This is a genomic window from Burkholderia sp. AU32262 (assembly GCF_020419985.1).
Classification (GTDB): domain Bacteria; phylum Pseudomonadota; class Gammaproteobacteria; order Burkholderiales; family Burkholderiaceae; genus Burkholderia; species Burkholderia semiarida.
Genome location: NZ_JAIZRS010000017.1, coordinates 96,454 through 114,522, shown reverse-complemented (window position 1 = coordinate 114,522; position 18,069 = coordinate 96,454). Strand labels below are relative to the sequence as shown.

General features: G+C 67.0%; 18 protein-coding genes, 1 tRNA gene and 1 pseudogene. 15 read left to right on the top strand and 5 right to left on the bottom strand.

All coding sequences use genetic code 11. The features are described 5' to 3' along the window. Nucleotides 1–44 precede the first annotated feature (44 nt). From LGN10_RS21180 to LGN10_RS21155, 6 genes are all read left to right on the top strand, one after another. Entirely contained in the window at nucleotides 45–1,550 is a 1,506-nt protein-coding gene (locus LGN10_RS21180) for an RNA polymerase factor sigma-54 (RefSeq protein WP_059642617.1), read from the top strand. A 159-nt stretch (nucleotides 1,551–1,709) separates the two neighbouring features. Then, nucleotides 1,710–2,069: a ribosome hibernation-promoting factor, HPF/YfiA family gene (gene hpf / locus LGN10_RS21175; RefSeq protein ID WP_006477786.1), complete on the top strand. Its 360-nt coding sequence runs from the start codon at nucleotides 1,710–1,712 to the stop codon at nucleotides 2,067–2,069. A gap of 195 nt (nucleotides 2,070–2,264) precedes the next feature. Next, nucleotides 2,265–2,777 carry a PTS sugar transporter subunit IIA gene (locus LGN10_RS21170; RefSeq protein WP_413227156.1) on the top strand — a complete coding sequence of 171 codons (513 nt, stop codon included), beginning with the start codon at nucleotides 2,265–2,267 and terminating at the stop codon, nucleotides 2,775–2,777. Nucleotides 2,778–2,906: 129 nt separating this feature from the next. Next, nucleotides 2,907–3,875, top strand: a complete 969-nt coding sequence (gene hprK / locus LGN10_RS21165; RefSeq protein ID WP_006483133.1) for an HPr(Ser) kinase/phosphatase — start codon at nucleotides 2,907–2,909, stop codon at nucleotides 3,873–3,875. 74 nt (nucleotides 3,876–3,949) lie between these two features. Next, nucleotides 3,950–4,858, top strand: coding sequence for an RNase adapter RapZ (rapZ, locus tag LGN10_RS21160; protein ID WP_059575656.1), 909 nt, complete (start codon nucleotides 3,950–3,952; stop codon nucleotides 4,856–4,858). Nucleotides 4,859–4,885: 27 nt separating this feature from the next. Then, on the top strand, nucleotides 4,886–5,521 hold the full coding sequence (locus LGN10_RS21155; protein WP_011546241.1) for an LON peptidase substrate-binding domain-containing protein: 636 nt from the start codon (nucleotides 4,886–4,888) through the stop codon (nucleotides 5,519–5,521). A 113-nt stretch (nucleotides 5,522–5,634) separates the two neighbouring features. Here LGN10_RS21155 and mutY read toward each other — a convergent pair whose 3' ends face one another. Together mutY and mutM are read right to left on the bottom strand one after the other, a co-directional pair. Continuing rightward, nucleotides 5,635–6,741 carry an A/G-specific adenine glycosylase gene (gene mutY, locus LGN10_RS21150; RefSeq protein WP_059642623.1) on the bottom strand — a complete coding sequence of 369 codons (1,107 nt, stop codon included), beginning with the start codon at nucleotides 6,739–6,741 and terminating at the stop codon, nucleotides 5,635–5,637. Nucleotides 6,742–6,765: 24 nt separating this feature from the next. Next, nucleotides 6,766–7,591 (bottom strand): annotated as a pseudogene (gene mutM, locus LGN10_RS21145) (bifunctional DNA-formamidopyrimidine glycosylase/DNA-(apurinic or apyrimidinic site) lyase). A gap of 246 nt (nucleotides 7,592–7,837) precedes the next feature. On the opposite strand from mutM, the gene LGN10_RS21140 reads away from it, so the two are divergent. The 8 genes from LGN10_RS21140 (at nucleotide 7,838) to hisC (ending at nucleotide 15,004) form a co-directional block, all read left to right on the top strand. Beyond that, nucleotides 7,838–9,661 carry a tetratricopeptide repeat protein gene (locus LGN10_RS21140; RefSeq protein WP_059575650.1) on the top strand — a complete coding sequence of 608 codons (1,824 nt, stop codon included), beginning with the start codon at nucleotides 7,838–7,840 and terminating at the stop codon, nucleotides 9,659–9,661. Next, nucleotides 9,661–10,281 carry a lipoprotein insertase outer membrane protein LolB gene (gene lolB / locus LGN10_RS21135; RefSeq protein WP_059575648.1) on the top strand — a complete coding sequence of 207 codons (621 nt, stop codon included), beginning with the start codon at nucleotides 9,661–9,663 and terminating at the stop codon, nucleotides 10,279–10,281. Before LGN10_RS21140 ends, lolB begins: the two co-directional genes overlap by 1 nt. Before the next feature lie 28 nt (nucleotides 10,282–10,309). Next, the gene (gene ispE / locus LGN10_RS21130) at nucleotides 10,310–11,191 is read left to right on the top strand and encodes a 4-(cytidine 5'-diphospho)-2-C-methyl-D-erythritol kinase (protein ID WP_226224926.1); all 882 of its coding nucleotides are present in this window, start codon (nucleotides 10,310–10,312) and stop codon (nucleotides 11,189–11,191) included. Between the two features lie 55 nt (nucleotides 11,192–11,246). After that, nucleotides 11,247–11,323: transfer RNA gene (locus LGN10_RS21125), tRNA-Gln, on the top strand. A gap of 44 nt (nucleotides 11,324–11,367) precedes the next feature. After that, nucleotides 11,368–12,330: a ribose-phosphate pyrophosphokinase gene (locus LGN10_RS21120; RefSeq protein ID WP_059575643.1), complete on the top strand. Its 963-nt coding sequence runs from the start codon at nucleotides 11,368–11,370 to the stop codon at nucleotides 12,328–12,330. A 161-nt stretch (nucleotides 12,331–12,491) separates the two neighbouring features. Continuing rightward, complete coding sequence (locus LGN10_RS21115) at nucleotides 12,492–13,097, top strand: 50S ribosomal protein L25/general stress protein Ctc (RefSeq protein ID WP_059575641.1); 606 nt, start codon at nucleotides 12,492–12,494, stop codon at nucleotides 13,095–13,097. A 118-nt stretch (nucleotides 13,098–13,215) separates the two neighbouring features. Next, nucleotides 13,216–13,818: an aminoacyl-tRNA hydrolase gene (gene pth, locus LGN10_RS21110; RefSeq protein WP_226224925.1), complete on the top strand. Its 603-nt coding sequence runs from the start codon at nucleotides 13,216–13,218 to the stop codon at nucleotides 13,816–13,818. 118 nt (nucleotides 13,819–13,936) lie between these two features. Further along, nucleotides 13,937–15,004, top strand: coding sequence for a histidinol-phosphate transaminase (gene hisC, locus LGN10_RS21105; protein WP_059642635.1), 1,068 nt, complete (start codon nucleotides 13,937–13,939; stop codon nucleotides 15,002–15,004). A gap of 80 nt (nucleotides 15,005–15,084) precedes the next feature. On the opposite strand, the gene LGN10_RS21100 is transcribed toward hisC, so the two are convergent. The 3 genes from LGN10_RS21100 to rsmD form a co-directional block, all read right to left on the bottom strand. Beyond that, nucleotides 15,085–15,351 carry a YfhL family 4Fe-4S dicluster ferredoxin gene (locus LGN10_RS21100; RefSeq protein ID WP_006477774.1) on the bottom strand — a complete coding sequence of 89 codons (267 nt, stop codon included), beginning with the start codon at nucleotides 15,349–15,351 and terminating at the stop codon, nucleotides 15,085–15,087. Between the two features lie 59 nt (nucleotides 15,352–15,410). Then, a complete protein-coding gene (coaD, locus tag LGN10_RS21095) occupies nucleotides 15,411–15,908 on the bottom strand; it encodes a pantetheine-phosphate adenylyltransferase (protein ID WP_014895999.1) in 498 nt (165 codons plus the stop codon). A 111-nt stretch (nucleotides 15,909–16,019) separates the two neighbouring features. Beyond that, nucleotides 16,020–16,634: a 16S rRNA (guanine(966)-N(2))-methyltransferase RsmD gene (gene rsmD / locus LGN10_RS21090; protein ID WP_124862546.1), complete on the bottom strand. Its 615-nt coding sequence runs from the start codon at nucleotides 16,632–16,634 to the stop codon at nucleotides 16,020–16,022. A gap of 218 nt (nucleotides 16,635–16,852) precedes the next feature. On the opposite strand from rsmD, the gene ftsY reads away from it, so the two are divergent. Beyond that, nucleotides 16,853–18,013, top strand: a complete 1,161-nt coding sequence (ftsY, locus tag LGN10_RS21085; RefSeq protein ID WP_089465160.1) for a signal recognition particle-docking protein FtsY — start codon at nucleotides 16,853–16,855, stop codon at nucleotides 18,011–18,013. The last annotated feature ends 56 nt before the right edge of the window (nucleotides 18,014–18,069 follow it).

Below are 18,069 nucleotides of genomic sequence, written 5' to 3'. Positions count from 1 at the left end.
GCGCCTGGGTCGTGGCAAACTGCCGGTATGACTCCCTCCTTGCCATGAAAGCCAGCCTTCAACTCCGCCTGTCGCAACATCTTGCGCTGACGCCCCAGCTGCAGCAGTCGATCCGGCTCCTGCAGTTGTCGACGCTCGAATTGCAGCAGGAAGTCGCGATGGCCGTCGCGCAGAACCCGCTGCTCGAGAACGACGACGAATGGATCGCGAGCCCGCTGCGCGTCGCCGCGGACGGATCGCTGATCGCGCAGACGCCCCCCGCATCGAACACCGAACCCGCCGCGGCCAACGGCACCAGTACGTCCAGCGATCGCGCGGAACGCGACGAGCCGGCAGGCGCCGACGAATACGACGGCTATGCGTCCGGCGACGGCAGCGACGGCCCGCAGTGGAATCTCGACGAATACGGCCGCTCGAGCGGCGCGTCCGACGACGACGATCTGCCGCCGCTGCAGGTGCAGGAAGCCGCGACGTCGCTGCGCGACCACCTGTCCGCGCAGTTGCGCGTCACGCAGGCCGGCCCGCGCGATCGCGCGCTCGTGATGTTCCTGATCGAATCGCTCGACGACGACGGCTATCTGACCGCCACGCTCGACGAAGTGCTCGCCGATCTGCCGCCCGAGCTGGAAATCGACTGCGACGAACTGAACGCGGCGCTCGCGCTGCTGCACAGCTTCGACCCGGCCGGCGTCGGCGCGCGCTCGGCCTCCGAATGCCTGAAGCTGCAGTTGCTGCGTCTCGATCCGTCCCCCACGCGCACGCTCGCGCTCGAGATCGTGTCGCAGCATCTCGAACTGCTCGCCGCGCGCGACTTCACACGGTTGCGCAAGCACCTGAAGGCGACCGACGACGCGCTGCGCGACGCGCACGCGCTGATCCGCTCGCTGGAGCCGTTCCCCGGCGCCGCATACGGGAAGGCCGAGGCCGACTACGTCGTGCCCGACATCATCGTGAAGAAGGCCGGCCAGGGCTGGCTCGCGGAGCTCAATCCGGAGGTCGTGCCGCGCCTGCGGATCAACAACCTGTACGCGAACATCCTGCGCAACAGCCGCGGCGACCCGTCGGCCGGATCGTTGAAACAGCAGCTCCAGGAAGCGCGCTGGCTGATCAAGAACATCCAGCAGCGTTTCGACACGATCCTGCGTGTCGCGCAGGCTATTGTCGAGCGTCAGAAGAATTTCTTCGCGCACGGTGAAATTGCCATGCGCCCCTTGGTTTTGCGGGAAATAGCTGATACGCTGGGCCTACACGAGTCGACTGTCAGCCGTGTGACAACCGGGAAGTACATGCTGACCCCGTTCGGGACGCTTGAATTTAAGTACTTCTTCGGATCTCACGTCTCGACCGACACCGGTGGCGCCGCCTCGTCGACCGCCATCCGAGCCCTCATCAAGCAACTGATAGGAGCTGAAGACCCAAAATCGCCACTTTCGGACAGCCGCATTGCCGAGCTGCTGGCAGAACAGGGTTTCGTGGTCGCGCGCCGCACGGTTGCGAAATATCGCGAAGCCCTCAAGATCCCGGCAGTGAATCTGCGCAAGTCTCTTTAAGCCTGCTGCCTGCCCGGTGGCAGGCGTGTCCCGACCACCGCGCACACGGGGAACAGGCCGGGCGACCTGTCCGCGATACGCCGCCTTCGTGCGGCACGGGCAAGTCGACCGGAGCGCCGCCTCGATGCGGCCGGGTGGTCACTCGCTTGGAGAAGCACTATGAACCTGAAGATCAGTGGACATCATCTCGAAGTCACGCCTGCAATTCGCGAATACGTGATCACCAAGCTGGACCGGGTGCTACGGCATAGCGATCAGGTGATCGATGGCACTGTGATCCTCTCGGTCGACAACCACAAGGAAAAGGACAAGCAGCAGCGCGCGGAAATCAACCTGCACCTGAAGGGCAAGGACATCTTCGTCGAAAGCGCGAACGGCAACCTGTACGCCGCGATCGATCTGCTGATCGACAAGCTGGATCGCCAGGTCGTCAAGCACATGGAGCGCCTGCAAACGCACGCGCACGACCCGATCAAGCTTCAACCGTCGATCGACCAGATCGAGCTGCCGCCGCAGTGATCGTCACCGCAACACGCACGCCGCCCGGTTCGCCGGGCGTTTTTTTTTGCCACTCCGAGCGCAGGTGCAACCGGTCCGACCGTGCTGCGCCACGCGCGCGGCTGTGCTCTATAATGTCCCGGTTATCGCCGGGGGGTGTTGGATGCGGTAGCGGCGTTGCAGGTTGCCATGCCACATGCCTTGATATCGCCGAACATGGAAAATCAGTCCGCCACCGCAAGGAGACCCCAGGCCGCCCAATCGCCTGCCAACATGAATCGCCCAGCCAAAATCCTGCCCATAGAGAACGTCGTCATCGACCTCTCGGTCACCAGCAAGAAACGCGTCTTCGAACAAGCCGGGCTGATGTTCGAGAATCAGAACGGCATCGGCCGCAGCACCGTCACGGACAACCTGTTCGCGCGCGAGCGCCTCGGTTCGACCGGGCTCGGCGAAGGTGTCGCGATTCCGCACGGCCGCATCAAGGGCCTCAAGCATCCGCTCGCCGCGTTCGTCCGCCTCGCCGATGCGATTCCGTTCGAAGCGCCCGACGGCCAGCCGGTCAGCCTCCTGATCTTCCTGCTCGTCCCCGAGCAAGCCACGCAGCAGCACCTCGAGATCCTGTCGGAGATCGCGCAACTGCTGTCCGATCGCGACGCGCGCGAGCGTCTGCACAACGAAACGGATATCGCCGAGTTGCATCGCCTGCTCACTCAGTGGCAACCTTGAGTTGTTCCGGGCGGAATATTTCCCCGTACGAGGCGGCGCATGTCGCCGTCCAGGGCCGCCCGGCGCCGGCCCGGCATGGCGACGTCCGTCGCCGCGCGCCCGCACCGGCCCATTGGAGTGACGAGAGTCATGGATACGTCCAGCATCAACGCCCAGAGCATCTTCGACGACAACGCAGCCACGCTGAAACTGAGCTGGCTGACGGGGCATGAAGGCTGGGAACGCGGCTTTTCGGCCGACACGGTCGGCAACGCGACATCGAGCGCCGACCTCGTCGGCCACCTGAACCTGATCCACCCGAACCGGATCCAGGTGCTCGGCGAAGCCGAAATCGACTACTACCAGCGCCAGACCGACGAAGACCGCTCGCGCCACATGGCCGAGCTGATCGCGCTCGAGCCGCCGTTCCTCGTCGTCGCCGGCGGCGCGGCGGCGCCGCCCGAACTGGTGCTGCGCTGCACGCGCTCGTCCACGCCGCTGTTCACGACGCCGATGTCGGCCGCCGCGGTGATCGACAGCCTGCGGCTCTACATGTCGCGCATCCTCGCGCCGCGCGCGACGCTGCACGGCGTGTTCCTCGACATCCTCGGGATGGGCGTGCTGCTGACCGGCGATTCGGGCCTCGGCAAGAGCGAGCTCGGCCTCGAGCTGATCAGCCGCGGCCACGGCCTCGTCGCCGACGACGCGGTCGATTTCGTCCGTCTTGGCCCCGATTTCGTCGAAGGGCGCTGCCCGCCGCTGCTGCAGAACCTGCTCGAAGTGCGCGGCCTCGGCCTGCTCGACATCAAGACGATCTTCGGTGAAACCGCGGTGCGGCGGAAAATGAAGCTGAAGCTGATCGTCCAGCTCGTGCGGCGCCCCGACGGCGAATTCCAGCGCCTGCCGCTCGAAAGCCAGACCGTCGACGTGCTCGGCTTGCCGATCAGCAAGGTCACGATCCAGGTCGCGGCCGGCCGCAACCTCGCGGTGCTCGTCGAGGCGGCCGTCCGGAACACGATCCTGCAGTTGCGCGGAATCGACACGTTGCGCGATTTCATGGATCGGCAACGACTCGCGATGCAAGATCCCGACAGTCAGTTCCCCGGCAAACTGGTGTAACCCGCACGCGCCGGCCGCGCAACGCCGACGCGTCGAGCCGGTGCTATGATGAAACGTCAGGATTCTCTGCTCCCATGCGCATCGTCCTCATCACCGGCATCTCCGGCTCAGGCAAGTCCGTCGCGCTGAACGCGCTCGAGGACGCAGGCTATTACTGCGTCGACAACCTGCCGCCGCACGTGCTCCCCGAACTCGCCCGCTACCTTGCGCAGGACGGCCAGCGCCGGCTCGCGGTCGCGATCGACGCGCGCTCGAGCGCGTCGCTCGATGAAATGCCCGGCCTGATCCGCGAGCTGTCCCGCGAGCACGACGTGCGCGTGCTGTTCCTCAACGCGAGCACCCAGGCGCTGATCCAGCGCTTCTCCGAAACGCGTCGCCGCCATCCGCTGTCCGGCTCGCGGTCGCACGATGCCGACGTCGGCCTGCTGTCGTCGCTCGAGGAAGCGATCGAGCGCGAGCGCGAGCTCGTCGCGCCGCTCGCCGAATTCGGCCATCAGATCGATACCAGCACGCTGCGCGCGAACGCGCTGCGCACCTGGGTCAAGCGCTTCATCGAGCAAAAGAACAACGACCTGATGGTGATGTTCGAATCGTTCGGCTTCAAGCGCGGCGTGCCGCTCGACGCCGACCTGATGTTCGACGTGCGCGCGCTGCCGAATCCGTACTACGACCACGAGTTGCGCCCGCTCACCGGGCTCGACCAGCCGGTCATCGCCTTTCTCGACGCACTGCCGATCGTCCACCAGATGATCGACGACATCCATGCGTTCCTGATGAAATGGCTGCCGCACTTCCGCGATGACAACCGCAGCTACCTGACCGTCGCCATCGGCTGCACGGGCGGCCAGCATCGCTCGGTGTTCATCGCGGAAACGCTCGCCGCGCGCCTGGCGCGCGAGGCGAACGTGATCGTGCGGCATCGTGACGCGCCGGTGGATGTCGACGCGTCGTCGCGGCTCGTCTCCGAGGTCGACCGACCCTAGCGACACCCGCCCCCACGCCCGCGCGCCATGTCCTCCCTATCGACCACCCTGATCGACCTGCCGCTGTTTCCGCTGCACACGGTGCTGTTTCCGGGAGGGCTGCTCCCGCTCAAGGTGTTCGAGGCGCGCTATCTCGACATGTCGCGCGCCTGCCTGCGCGACGACGCGCCGTTCGGCGTCTGCCTGCTCAAGAGCGGGCCCGAAGTCGCGCAGGACGGCGCGGTGTCGGTGCCCGAGACCATCGGCTGCATGGCGCGCATCACCGAGTGCGATACCGGCGAATTCGGGATGCTGTATCTGCAGGCGGTCGGCACGCAGCGTTTCGAGCTGCTGTCGTATCGCGTCGAAGGCAACGGGCTGCTGGTCGGCATCGCGGAGCCGCTGCCCGACGACATCCCGCTCGAAGGCGAACAGGCGCTCGCGCAGTTCGGCTCGTGCGCCGAGGTGCTCGAGCGCATCATCGACGCGCTGAAGAAGTCCGATCCGGAGAAAATGCCGTTCGGCGAGCCGTTCCGCCTCGACGATCCGAGCTGGGTATCGAACCGCCTCGCGGAACTGCTGCCGCTCGACCTGCGCGCACGGCAGAAGCTGATGGAGTTTCCGGACGTCGGCGCGCGCATCGACGCCGTGCACCACGTGCTCGACCGGCACGGCTGGCTGTAACGCCCGCGCCCGCTCCGTCGCGCATCGCGCGTCGCGCCCGCCCGAAAACCTCTCCTGCGCGCGGCCACCCGGCGCCTTCCCGCACGCGGCCCGCGCCGTGCCCTTCCCGCTCGTTACAGCAGCGGCCCGCTCAGCGCGTCGAGCAGCTTGCGCACGGGCGCCGGCACGCCGTACGCGTCGAGCCGGCTCAGCGGCACCCACGCGGTGTCCGCGTCCCGCGCCTGCGACGGCAGGCCGCCGCCGTCCGCCACATCGCTCAGCCGCGGCTCGATCTCGAGCCGGAAATGCGTGAACGTGTGCGTGAGCGGCGCGAGCGGCACCGTGCCGCCGCCGCCGAAGCCGCGCGCGAGATCGGCCAGCGCGGCATCGCCGTCCGCTTGCGGCAGGCTCCACAGCCCGCCCCAGATGCCGGTCGGCGGCCGTCGCTCCAGCAGCACGGCGTCGCCGTCGCGCAGCACGAGCATCCAGGTCTTGCGCGTCGGCACGGCCTTCTTCGGCCGCGCGGCCGGCAGTTCGCGCTGGCGGCCGGTCGATTGCGCGACGCAGTCGCCCGCGAACGGGCAGCGCGCGCAGTCGGGCTTGCCGCGCACGCACAGCGTCGCGCCCAGATCCATCAGCCCCTGCGTATACGCGCTCACGTCGGCCGCGTTCGCGGCATCGGGCAGCAGCGATTCGGCGAGCGCCCACATGTCGTTCTCGACACGCTTCTCCCCCGGAAAGCCCTCGACGCCGAATACCCGCGCAAGCACGCGCTTCACGTTGCCGTCGAGGATCGTCGCGCGCGCGCCGTACGCGAACGACGCGATCGCGGCGGCCGTCGAGCGGCCGATGCCCGGCAGTTCGGCCAGCGCGTCGGGCGTCGCCGGAAACGCGCCGCCGTGCTCGGCGACGACGACCTGCGCGCAGCGGTGCAGATTGCGCGCGCGCGAGTAGTAGCCGAGCCCCGCCCACAACGCCATCACGTCGTCGCTCGGCGCGGCCGCGAGCGCGGCGACGTCGGGGTAGCGGTCGAGAAAGCGCGTGTAATACGGAATGACGGTCGACACCTGGGTCTGCTGCAGCATGATTTCCGACAGCCAGATCCGGTACGGATCGCGGGTGTTCTGCCACGGCAGGTCATGGCGGCCATGCTCGCGCTGCCACGCGACGAGACGCGTGGCGAACGTGCGATGCAGCGGCGTGACGGGGAACGGAGCGGGGGCGATGCGGGGCGGCTTCAAGTTGTCTGATCGTGGAAAAGGGTTTCAACGCTGGCACGTCGGGCAGAAATAGGTCGACCGCTGGCCCTGCACGATCTGGCGAACCGACGTGCCGCAGACGCGGCACGGCTGGCCCGCACGATCATAGACGAAGCAGTCGAGCTGGAAGTAGCCGCTTTCGCCGTTGCTGCCGACGAAGTCGCGCAACGTGCTGCCGCCGCGCTCGATCGCGTCGGCGAGCGTCGCGCGCACCGCGTCGGCCAGCCGCTCGTAGCGCGCCAGCGAAACCTTGCCGGCGGCCGTCGTCGGCCGGATGCCGGCGCGAAACAGGCTCTCCGACGCATAGATGTTCCCGACGCCGACGACCATGTCGCCCGCGAGCAGCGCCTGCTTGACCGATACCGTGCGGCCGCGCGTGCGCGCGTGCAGCAGCGCGCCGGTGAACGCCGGCGAGAACGGCTCGACGCCGAGGCTCGCGAGGAGCGGATGCGCATGCACGTCGCCTGCTTCGCGCGGGTGCCACAACACGGCGCCGAAACGGCGCGGATCGCGAAACCGCAGCACGAACTCGTCGAAGATCCAGTCGATGTGGTCGTGCTTCGCGGCGACCGGCACGCCGGCCACGGGCAGCACACGCAGCGTGCCGGTCATCCCGAGATGGACGATGAACCAGCCGGCATCGACTTCGAACAGCAGGTACTTGCCGCGGCGCTCGACGGCGAGCACCTCGCGCGCGCAACTGCTCGGCGAGCCCCGCCGGCACGGGCCAGCGCAGCATCGCGGTACGGACGTCGACACGCTCGACGCGGCGGCCCGCGACAAAGGGCTCGATGCCCCGGCGCGTGACTTCGACTTCTGGCAACTCTGGCATGTTTTGCGGGTCTGAGGCTACGGTCTGCTTGCATGGGGAACGCGCATGCGCCGCCGCGCGAGCGGCCGCTCTCGCGACTCCCCCGAATGAAACACGGGAATGCCCGAAATCGCCCGCCCGGCAGCACGCGAGGCGCGCGATTTCGGGCATTCGCATGGGGATTCCACAGGCAAGCGGACCCTATCACGATCGTGCGTGTATTGTAGCGAGCGCGTTACAATCGGTTGAAACATCGAACGGATTTCCATGACTCTGCCCTCGAAGCTGCTTCAGAAGCGCCCCGCCGCCGTGCGCGGCGCGCGCGCCTTCCCGGTCCGTCGTGCACTCGGCGCCGCGCTGTTTGCCGCCTGGACCCTCACCGCCTTCCCGGCCCACGCGCAGGATCCGGCATCGGACGACGCGCAGCCGCAGGGTGCGTTCGAGCATGTGATGCCGGACGAGCAGAAGAATCTCCCCGGCGTGCCGCTGACGAGCCAGATCGTCTACCAGGTGCTCGCCGCCGAGGTCGCGCTCCAGCGCAACCAGCCGGCGCCGGCCTACCAGACCTACCTCGCGCTTGCCCGCGACACGCGCGATCCGCGCATGGCGCAGCGCGCGACCGAAATCGCGCTCGGCGCGCAGAGCCCGGCCGACGCGCTGTCCGCCGCGAATCTGTGGCGTCAGTACGCGCCGGATTCGAACCGCGCGTCGCAGGTCGACGCCGCGCTGCTGGTGCTCGCCGGCAAGCCGGCCGACGCGCAGCCGATGCTCGCGCGCGAGCTGGCCCGCGCGACCGGCGAGACGCGCGGCCCGGCGATCCTCGCGCTGCAGGCGCTGCTCGTGCGCGGCCCCGACCGCGTCGGCGGCCTCGCGGTGCTGAAGGACATGCTGAAGAACGACCTGAGCCGCCCCGAGGCGCAGCTCGCGATCGCACGCCAGCAGCTCGCGGTCGACGACAAGGACGGCGCCGCGCAGTCGCTGAAGCAGGCGCTGCAGATCCGTCCCGACTACCTGCCGGCTGCGCTGATGCTGTCGCAGATGGGGCCGGCGGAACGCGCGGCGGGCATCGCGTCGTTCGAGAAGTATGTTCAGCAGAATCCAAAGTCGCGCGACGCACGGCTCGCGCTGTCGCAGCTCTATCTCGCCGACGACCGCCTCGACGACGCGCAGAAGCAGTTCGAGACGATGCGCAAGCTCGACGCGAAGGATCCGACGCCGCTGATGGCGCTCGCGCTGATCAAGATCCAGCAGAAGAAACTCGACGAGGCGACCGGCTACCTGAAGCAGTACGTGCAGCTCGGCGACAAGCAGCCGAACCTCGACGTCGGCCAGGGCTACATCTACCTCGCGCAGATCGCGATCGACCAGAACAACGACGCGCAGGCGTCGCAATGGCTCGACAAGGTCGACCAGACGAGCCAGCACTACCTGCCCGCGCAGATCACGCGCGCGCAACTGCTGCAGAAACAGGGCAAGACCGACGAGGCGCGCAAGGTGCTCGACAACCTGCCGATCACGGATCCGCGCGACGCGGCCGTGGTGGCGCGCACGGATGCGTCGATCCTGTTCACCGCGAAGCGCTATCCGGAAGCGGAAGCGCGGCTCGGACAGGCCGTCCAGGACTTCCCGGACGATCCCGACCTGCGCTACGACTACGCGATGGCGGCCGAAAAGACGGGCCACTACGCGACGATGGAAAAGCAGTTGCGCGAGCTGATCCGTACGCAGCCCGACAATCCGCAGGCCTACAACGCGCTCGGCTATTCGCTCGCCGACCGCAACCAGCGCCTGCCCGAGGCCAGCAAGCTGATCGACAAGGCGATGTCGCTCGCGCCGAACGACGCATACATCATGGACAGCCTCGGCTGGGTGAAGTACCGGATGGGCGACACGGCCGGCGCGACGAAGGTGCTGCAGCGCGCATACGAACTGCAGCCGAACGCCGAAATCGGCGCGCATCTCGGCGAAGTGCTGTGGAAGAGCGGCGCGCAGGACGACGCGCGCAACGCGTGGCGCGCCGCGCGGAAGCTCGAACCCGACAACGAAACGCTCGTGCAGACGCTGAAACGCCTGCAGATCAACGACCTTTGATGCGGATGTTCCCGATGTTTTCCCTGCCCTCGCGCGCGCAGCGCACGCTGGCCGCGGCCGGCGCGGCGCTCGCGCTCGCCGGCTGCGCGAGCACGCCGCCGTCGGCCAACGCGCCGACGGGCGCCGTGCTGCAGACGGCGGCGACCCATGCGTACCACGGCCGCTTCGCGGTGCGGTACGACGATCGTCTCGGCAACCCGCAGAACGTGTACGGCAACTTCGACTGGCAGGAGCACGGCGACGACGTGTCGCTCGAACTGCGCAGCCCGCTCGGCCAGACGCTCGCGGTCGTGAAATCGACGCCGCGCGCGGCGTCGCTCGAATTGCCGAACCGTCCGACCCAATATGCGCCGGACGTCGGCGACCTGATGCAGAAAGCGCTCGGCTTCGAGCTGCCGCTCGCGGGCCTGCGCTACTGGCTGCTGCCCACCGCCGCGCCGGCGACGCCCGCGGAAACGGTGCGCGACCCGGCCGACGGCACGCGCATCAAGCAGCTTCGCCAGGACGGCTGGACGATCGACTACCTTGCCTACGCGGATGCCCCGGCCACGGGCGTCAAACGCGTCAACCTCGTGCGCGCGACGCCGCCGCTCGACATCAAGCTCGTGCTCGATCAGTGAGCACGCGCGCTTAAGCCTCGATACCCGCATGACCGATTCGACCCGCTCGCTGCGCAACTGCCTGGCGCCCGCGAAACTCAACCTGTTCCTGCACATCACCGGCCGCCGTCCGAACGGCTATCACGATCTGCAGAGCGTATTCCAGCTGCTGAACTGGGGCGACACGCTGCACTTCACGCGCCGCGACGACGGCCGCGTCGCACGCGTCACCGACGTGCCCGGCGTGCCCGAGGAAAGCGATCTCGTCGTGCGCGCAGCCAATCTGCTGAAAGCGCATACGGGCGCGGCGCACGGCGTCGACATCGAGATCGACAAGATCCTGCCGATGGGCGCCGGCCTCGGCGGCGGCAGCTCCGATGCGGCGACGACGCTGCTCGCGCTGAACCGCCTGTGGCAACTGGATCTGCCGCGCGCGGAACTCCAGTCGCTCGCGGTCAAACTCGGCGCCGACGTCCCGTTTTTTATTTTCGGAAAAAATGCGTTCGCGGAGGGTATCGGAGAAGAATTAGCTGAGGTAGAATTGCCGACTCGCTGGTTCCTGGTTGTGACGCCACGCGTTCATGTCCCGACCGCTGAAATATTTTCAGATGAGTTGTTGACAAGAGATACGAAGCCCGTCACAATTGCTGACTTTCTTGCACAGCAAACCAGCGATGCGGGATGGCCAGATAGCTTCGGCCGGAACGATATGCAGGAAGTTGTAACAAGGAAGTACGCGGAAGTTGCGCAGGTGGTCAAATGGTTGTATGATGTGACCCCCGCGAGGATGACCGGCTCCGGAGCAAGCGTGTTTGCAGCGTTTCACAGCGAGCACGAGGCAGAAGCGGCGAAAGCCAAACTGCCCGCCAGTTGGAATGGCGCAGTTGCCGAGAGCCTGAACGAGCATCCGCTCTTCGCTTTCGCGTCATGAAGTTTTACTTTGCCGAACGGCCTACACGAGTTCGGTGAAGTTATCAGTTAAGTGTAGGGGAGTCGCCAAGTTGGTCAAGGCACCGGATTTTGATTCCGGCATGCGAGGGTTCGAGTCCTTCCTCCCCTGCCAAAAATTTTCCCGCATTTCCCGCCCAAGCCTGAAGCAGGTGCACGATGAGCAGCCACAGCCATGATGGCCTGATGGTCTTTACTGGCAACGCGAATCCCGCGCTCGCCCAGGAAGTCGTCAGTATCCTTGGTATTCCCCTCGGCAAAGCAATGGTCAGCCGTTTCTCCGACGGCGAGATCCAGGTCGAGATCCAGGAAAACGTGCGCGGCAAGGATGTCTTCGTCCTGCAATCCACGTGCGCACCGGCGAACGACAACCTGATGGAACTGATGATCATGGTCGATGCGCTCAAGCGCGCATCCGCTGGCCGGATCACCGCTGCCATCCCCTACTTCGGCTACGCCCGTCAGGATCGCCGCCCGCGTTCGGCGCGCGTCGCGATCTCGGCGAAGGTCGTCGCGAACATGCTGGAAATCGCCGGCGTCGAGCGGATCATCACGATGGATCTGCACGCCGACCAGATTCAAGGCTTCTTCGACATCCCGGTCGACAACATCTACGCGACGCCGATCCTGCTGGGCGACCTGCGCAAGCAGAACTACTCGGATCTGCTCGTCGTGTCGCCGGACGTCGGCGGCGTGGTGCGTGCCCGGGCGCTCGCGAAGCAGCTCAACTGCGATCTCGCGATCATCGACAAGCGTCGCCCGAAGGCGAACGTCGCCGAAGTGATGAACATCATCGGTGAAGTCGAAGGCCGCACCTGCGTGATCATGGACGACATGGTCGATACGGCCGGCACGCTGTGCAAGGCCGCGCAAGTGCTGAAGGACCGCGGTGCGAAGCAGGTGTTCGCCTACGCGACGCACCCGGTGCTGTCGGGCGGCGCCGCGGACCGCATCGCCGCATCGGCACTCGACGAGCTGGTCGTCACCGATACGATCCCGCTGTCGGCCGAATCGCTGGCGTGCTCGAAGATCCGCTCGCTGACGAGCGCGAGCCTGCTGGCCGAGACGTTCTCGCGGATTCGCCGCGGCGATTCGGTGATGTCGCTATTCGCGGAATCCTGATCGCGAATCGACGCAACAAAGCATGCGCGGAAAGCGAAGCGGCAACGCTTCGCTTTTTGCACAATCGGACGGGATAGACGAAACCCCGGCCGTTTCATCGGGGGCCGCCATTTGATGGCCCCGTTTTACTGCCTGGTCGCGGGCAGCCATTGGAGAATCACATGAAAGTCGTCGCTTTCGAGCGCCAACAGCAAGGTACGGGTGCGAGCCGCCGCCTGCGCAACGCCGGTAAGACCACGGGTATCGTTTACGGTGGCGAAGCCGCCCCGCAAAAGATCGAACTCGATCACAACGCCCTGTGGCACGCCCTGAAGAAGGAAGCTTTCCACTCGTCGATCCTCGATCTCGAAGTGGCCGGCCAGTCGCAACAGGTTCTGCTGCGCGACGTGCAATACCACCCGTTCAAGCAACTGGTGCTGCACGTGGACTTCCAGCGCGTCGACGCGAAGAAGAAGCTGCACACGAAGGTGCCGCTGCACTTCCTGAACGCTGAAGTCAGCCCGGCCGTCAAGCTGTCGAGCGCGGTCGTTTCGCACGTCGCGACGGAAATCGAAGTCGAGTGCCTGCCGGCTGCCCTGCCGGAGTTCCTCGAAGTCGACCTGTCGAAGATCGAAGCCGGTCAGTCGCTGCACGCGAAGGACATCGCACTGCCGAAGGGCGTGACGCTGGTCGCGCACGTCGACGCGGAAAACCCGGTTGTCGCGTCGGCGACGATCCCGGCTGGTGCCGTGTCGGACGCAGCAGAAGGCGAAACGCCGGCTGCCTGAGCGGCTGCCTGCGCCCCATCGATCCGTTTCGCGAAACGGTCGACGCAACCCGCCGCGGCTTGCCCGGCGGGTTTTTCTTTTTCTGCGCCCAGGCGGCCGCCGCCGCCTTCGAAACGTCATGATCAAACTGATCGTCGGCCTCGGCAATCCCGGGGCGGAATACACCGCGACGCGCCACAACGCCGGTTTCTGGCTGGTCGACCAGCTCGCCCGCGAAGCCGGCACGACGCTGCGCGACGAACGCCGCTTCCACGGCTTCTACGCGAAAGCGCGCCTGCACGGCGAGGAAGTCCATCTGCTCGAGCCGCAGACCTACATGAACCGCTCCGGCCAGTCGGTCGTCGCGCTCGCGCAATTCTTCAAGATCCTGCCCGACCAGATCCTCGTCGCGCACGACGAGCTCGATCTGCCGCCCGGCACCGTGAAGCTGAAGCTCGGCGGCGGCAGCGGCGGCGGCCACAACGGGCTGAAGGACATCACCGCGCATCTGTCGTCGCAGCAATACTGGCGGCTGCGGATCGGCATCGGCCATCCGCGCGACCTGATTCCGGAAAGTGCGCGCGCCGGCGCGAAGCCCGACGTCGCGAACTTCGTGCTGAAGCCGCCGCGCCGCGAGGAACAGGACGTGATCGACGCATCGATCGAACGCGCGCTCGCCGTGATGCCGATGGTCGTCAAGGGCGAACTCGACCGCGCGACGATGCAACTGCATCGCAACTGATCGCCCGCCGCACCGGCCCGGTGCATCGGCCGTCCCGCGCAACCCGGCGGCCTCGCCCGCCCCACCGCGACGCGCACATGCGGTAATCTGGACGTTTTTGCCCGACAGGAGCCAAGCGGTGAGCCGTTACTGGAGCGACGTCGTTCAGCAACTCGTGCCTTACGTGCCGGGCGAACAGCCCGCGCTCGCGCACCCCGTCAAGCTGAACACCAACGAGAATCCCTATCCGCCGTCGCCGCGCGTCGTCGCGGCGATCGCACGCGAACTCGGCGACACCGGCGACACGCTGCGCCGCTATCCGGACCCGGTCGCGCGCGCGCTGCGCGAGACGGTCGCGGCCCATCACCGCATCCAGCCCGGACAGGTGTTCGTCGGCAACGGCTCCGACGAGGTGCTCGCGCATGCGTTCCAGGCGCTGCTCAAGCACGACCGGCCGCTGCGCTTTCCCGACATCACGTACAGCTTCTACCCGACCTACGCGCGCCTGTACGGCGTCGAGACCACGGTCGTGCCGCTCGCGGACGATTTCTCGATCCGCGTCGACGATTATCTCGACGACGCCGGCGGCGTGCTGTTTCCGAACCCGAACGCGCCGACCGGGCGCGCGCTGCCGCTCGCGGACGTCGAGCGGATCGCGGCCGCGAATCCGTCGTCGGTCGTCGTGATCGACGAAGCGTACGTCGATTTCGGCGCGCAGTCGGCGATTACGCTGATCGACCGTCATCCGAACCTGCTCGTCGTGCATACGACGTCGAAGGCGCGCTCGCTCGCGGGCATGCGCGTCGGCTTCGCGTTCGGCGATGCGGCGCTGATCGACGCGCTGAACCGCGTGAAGGACAGCTTCAACTCGTACCCGCTCGACCGGCTCGCGCAGGTTGCCGCACAGGCCGCGTATGAAGACACCGATCATTTCAACGCCACCTGCCGGCGCGTGATCGACAGCCGCGCGCGGCTCACGCATGCGCTCGGCGCACTCGGCTTCGAGATCGTGCCGTCGGCCGCGAATTTCGTGTTCGCGCGCCATCCCGCGCACGATGCGGGCACGATCGCGGCGAAGCTGAAGGAACGGGAAATTTTCGTGCGGCACTTCCGGCTGCCGCGGATCGACCAGCACTTGCGCATCACCGTCGGCACCGATGCCGAATGCGATGCACTCGTCGCGGCGTTGCGCGAACTGCTGGCCTGACAGGGAAAGATCGGCGCCGGGCGGCGCCGATCCGACAGCGCGGCGCGCGGGCCAATCGAGGCGCGCGCGTCAGCGCAGAATCACGATGCGTCGTCGCCCTTCACGGCGATCAACGCGTGATACTTCTCCATCAATTGCGCGTGCGATTCGTCATGCTGCGGATCGCGCGGAATGCATTCGACCGGACACACCTGCTGGCACTGCGGTTCGTCGAAATGGCCGACGCACTCGGTGCACTTGTTCGGGTCGATCACGTAGATGTCCGGGCCCATCGAAATCGCGCCGTTCGGGCACTCGGGCTCGCACACGTCGCAATTGATGCACTCGTCGGTAATCATCAAAGCCATACTGATCTCACTTCTTCAGGCCGTCGGCCGGCCTCGCAACGAAACCGGCCGACGCCGCGTCACGCGGCGGGACCTCCCATCGCGGCGACTTTCTCGGTCAACCATTTCTCGACGGACGGAAACACGAATTTGCTGACATCGCCGCCCAATTGCGCGATTTCACGCACGATCGTTCCCGAGATGAACTGGTACTGGTCGGACGGCGTCATGAACATCGTCTCGACGTCGGGCAGCAGATAGCGGTTCATCCCCGCCATCTGGAACTCATACTCGAAATCGGACACGGCGCGCAGCCCGCGCACGATCACGCGCGCATTGTTGACGCGGACGAAATCCTTCAGGAGGCCCGTGAAACTCATCACCTTCACGTTCGGGTAATGGCCGAGCACCTCGTTCGCAATCGTCAGACGTTCTTCGAGCGAGAAAAACGGCTTCTTCGCGCGGCTGTCGGCAACGCCCACCACCAGCGTATCAAAAATGCTCGACGCGCGCCGCACGAGGTCTTCGTGCCCGCGCGTCAGCGGATCGAACGTACCGGGATACACGGCGACTACCATGTCGCTCCTCCTGTCATCACGCAAACGGGATGGCAGCCGTGCGATGCACGCGCCGCTGCCGAGATGGGCATGCGTCGCCTTTGCGGCGCGCCGCCTCGTATGGAACGCGCATTATTCATCATTTTCGCGCCGCAGCAAATGATAGTGAACCGCCCCGGCCTTGCCGCGCTTCACCACCTGCCAGCCAGCCAGCGCGTCGTGCGCGGCCGGATCGAGTTCCGCCCCCGTTTCCACGTACAGCGCGCCGTCCGCTGCCACGAGCGGCGCCGCCAGCGCGATCGCGCGCTCGAGCGCGGCCAGGTCGTCGAACGGCGGATCGAGGAACACGACGTCGAACGCGCCCGGCGTGAGCCCGGCCGCGAGCCGCAGCGCATCGGCTTCGGCGATCTCGACCGAACGGGCGCCGAGCTTGTCCTTGATCGCACGCAGTTGGTGCGCCGCGCGCGGATGGCGCTCGACCATCACGACGCTCGCCGCGCCGCGCGACGCTGCCTCGAAGCCGAGCGCGCCGGTGCCCGCGAACAGGTCGAGGCAGCGCCAGCCTTCGAGATCCTGGCCGAGCCAGTTGAACAGCGTCTCGCGTACGCGGTCGGGCGTCGGGCGCAGGCCATCGAGATCGAGCACCGCGAGCGGCGTGCGTTTCCAGTCGCCGCCGATGATGCGGATCGTGTGCGGCTTGCCGCGGCCGGAAGGGGCCGCTGAGCGGCCGGAAGAGGAACGGGACATTCGGGAATATCGACAACGGAGGGACCGGACGCGCGCAGCCGCGCGCCGCCAAACAGGCGCACGTTACCACAGCGGCGACGCGCGCTGACGCGAGCGCCACGCCGCACTGATAAAATGCACGGTTTCGGCCGCCGAGCGCCGCGCCCACGCGAACGCAGAACGGCCCGTCCGGCGCCCCCGCCCCCGGCGGCGGCCCGCCCTCTTCCCGACGCCAGACCATGTTCAGTTTCTTCAAACGATTCAAGAAAACGCAGGAGCCCGATCCGGCGGAATCGCAATCGGCCGACGCGCAGCAAGCGGACGAAGCGTCCGACGCCGACGCGCCCGCGCTCGACGCGCCACCCGCGGCCGAGCTGCCGCAGGCGAGCGCCCAACCGGCCGCGCCGGCCGTCGTGATGACGGTCACGCCGACCAACGACGGCCGCGACGAAGTCGTGGAGACGGTCGAGATCGTCCCGCCGCCGCAGCAGGACGCCTCCGCGAAGAAGTCGTGGCTCGCGCGCCTGAAAACGGGGCTCGCGAAGACGGGCTCGAGCATCACCGGCGTCTTCGTCAACACGAAGATCGACGAAGACCTGTACGAGGAGCTCGAAACCGCGCTGCTGATGTCCGACGCGGGCGTCGACGCGACCGAATACCTGCTCGGCGCGCTGCGCGAGAAGGTGCGCGCGGGCCGGCTGACCGATCCGCAGCAGGTGAAGGATGCGCTGCACGACCTGCTCGTCGAGCTGCTGGCGCCGCTCGAGAAATCGCTGATGCTCGGCCACGCGCAGCCGCTCGTGATGATGATCGCCGGCGTGAACGGCGCGGGCAAGACGACCAGCATCGGCAAGCTCGCGAAGCATCTGCAGAGCTTCGACCAGTCGGTGCTGCTGGCCGCCGGCGACACGTTCCGCGCGGCGGCGCGCGAACAGCTGGCGGTCTGGGGCGAGCGCAACAACGTGACGGTCGTGCAGCAGGAAAGCGGCGATCCGGCCGCGGTGATCTTCGACGCGGTCAGCGCCGCGCGCGCGCGCAAGATCGACGTGATGATGGCCGACACGGCCGGCCGCCTGCCGACGCAGCTGCACCTGATGGAAGAGCTGAAGAAGGTGAAGCGCGTGATCGCGAAGGCGCACGACGGCGCGCCGCACGAGGTGCTGCTGGTGATCGACGCGAACACGGGCCAGAACGCGCTCACGCAGGTGAAGGCGTTCGACGACGCGCTGGGCCTGACCGGCCTGATCGTCACGAAGCTCGACGGCACCGCGAAGGGCGGGATTCTCGCCGCTATCGCGCGGCAACGGCCGGTGCCCGTCTACTTTATCGGCGTCGGCGAGAAGGTCGAGGACCTGCAGCCGTTCAGCGCGGTGGAATTCGCGGACGCGCTGCTCGGCTGACCGCCGCCGGCTCGCCTCGCACGGGGCGCCTTCGGGCGCCCTTTTTCATGCGGTCG

Excerpts from the sequence above, each read along its gene's own strand:
- LGN10_RS21180 (WP_059642617.1), top strand. The coding sequence starts at position 45 with ATGAAAGCCAGCCTTCAACTCCGCCTGTCGCAACATCTTGCGCTGACG.
- hpf (WP_006477786.1), top strand. The coding sequence starts at position 1,710 with ATGAACCTGAAGATCAGTGGACATCATCTCGAAGTCACGCCTGCAATT.
- LGN10_RS21170 (WP_413227156.1), top strand. The coding sequence starts at position 2,265 with ATGGAAAATCAGTCCGCCACCGCAAGGAGACCCCAGGCCGCCCAATCG.
- hprK (WP_006483133.1), top strand. The coding sequence starts at position 2,907 with ATGGATACGTCCAGCATCAACGCCCAGAGCATCTTCGACGACAACGCA.
- rapZ (WP_059575656.1), top strand. The coding sequence starts at position 3,950 with ATGCGCATCGTCCTCATCACCGGCATCTCCGGCTCAGGCAAGTCCGTC.
- LGN10_RS21155 (WP_011546241.1), top strand. The coding sequence starts at position 4,886 with ATGTCCTCCCTATCGACCACCCTGATCGACCTGCCGCTGTTTCCGCTG.
- LGN10_RS21140 (WP_059575650.1), top strand. The coding sequence starts at position 7,838 with ATGACTCTGCCCTCGAAGCTGCTTCAGAAGCGCCCCGCCGCCGTGCGC.
- lolB (WP_059575648.1), top strand. The coding sequence starts at position 9,661 with ATGCGGATGTTCCCGATGTTTTCCCTGCCCTCGCGCGCGCAGCGCACG.
- ispE (WP_226224926.1), top strand. The coding sequence starts at position 10,310 with ATGACCGATTCGACCCGCTCGCTGCGCAACTGCCTGGCGCCCGCGAAA.
- LGN10_RS21120 (WP_059575643.1), top strand. The coding sequence starts at position 11,368 with ATGAGCAGCCACAGCCATGATGGCCTGATGGTCTTTACTGGCAACGCG.
- LGN10_RS21115 (WP_059575641.1), top strand. The coding sequence starts at position 12,492 with ATGAAAGTCGTCGCTTTCGAGCGCCAACAGCAAGGTACGGGTGCGAGC.
- pth (WP_226224925.1), top strand. The coding sequence starts at position 13,216 with ATGATCAAACTGATCGTCGGCCTCGGCAATCCCGGGGCGGAATACACC.
- LGN10_RS21100 (WP_006477774.1), bottom strand. The coding sequence starts at position 15,351 with ATGGCTTTGATGATTACCGACGAGTGCATCAATTGCGACGTGTGCGAG.
- coaD (WP_014895999.1), bottom strand. The coding sequence starts at position 15,908 with ATGGTAGTCGCCGTGTATCCCGGTACGTTCGATCCGCTGACGCGCGGG.
- rsmD (WP_124862546.1), bottom strand. The coding sequence starts at position 16,634 with ATGTCCCGTTCCTCTTCCGGCCGCTCAGCGGCCCCTTCCGGCCGCGGC.
- ftsY (WP_089465160.1), top strand. The coding sequence starts at position 16,853 with ATGTTCAGTTTCTTCAAACGATTCAAGAAAACGCAGGAGCCCGATCCG.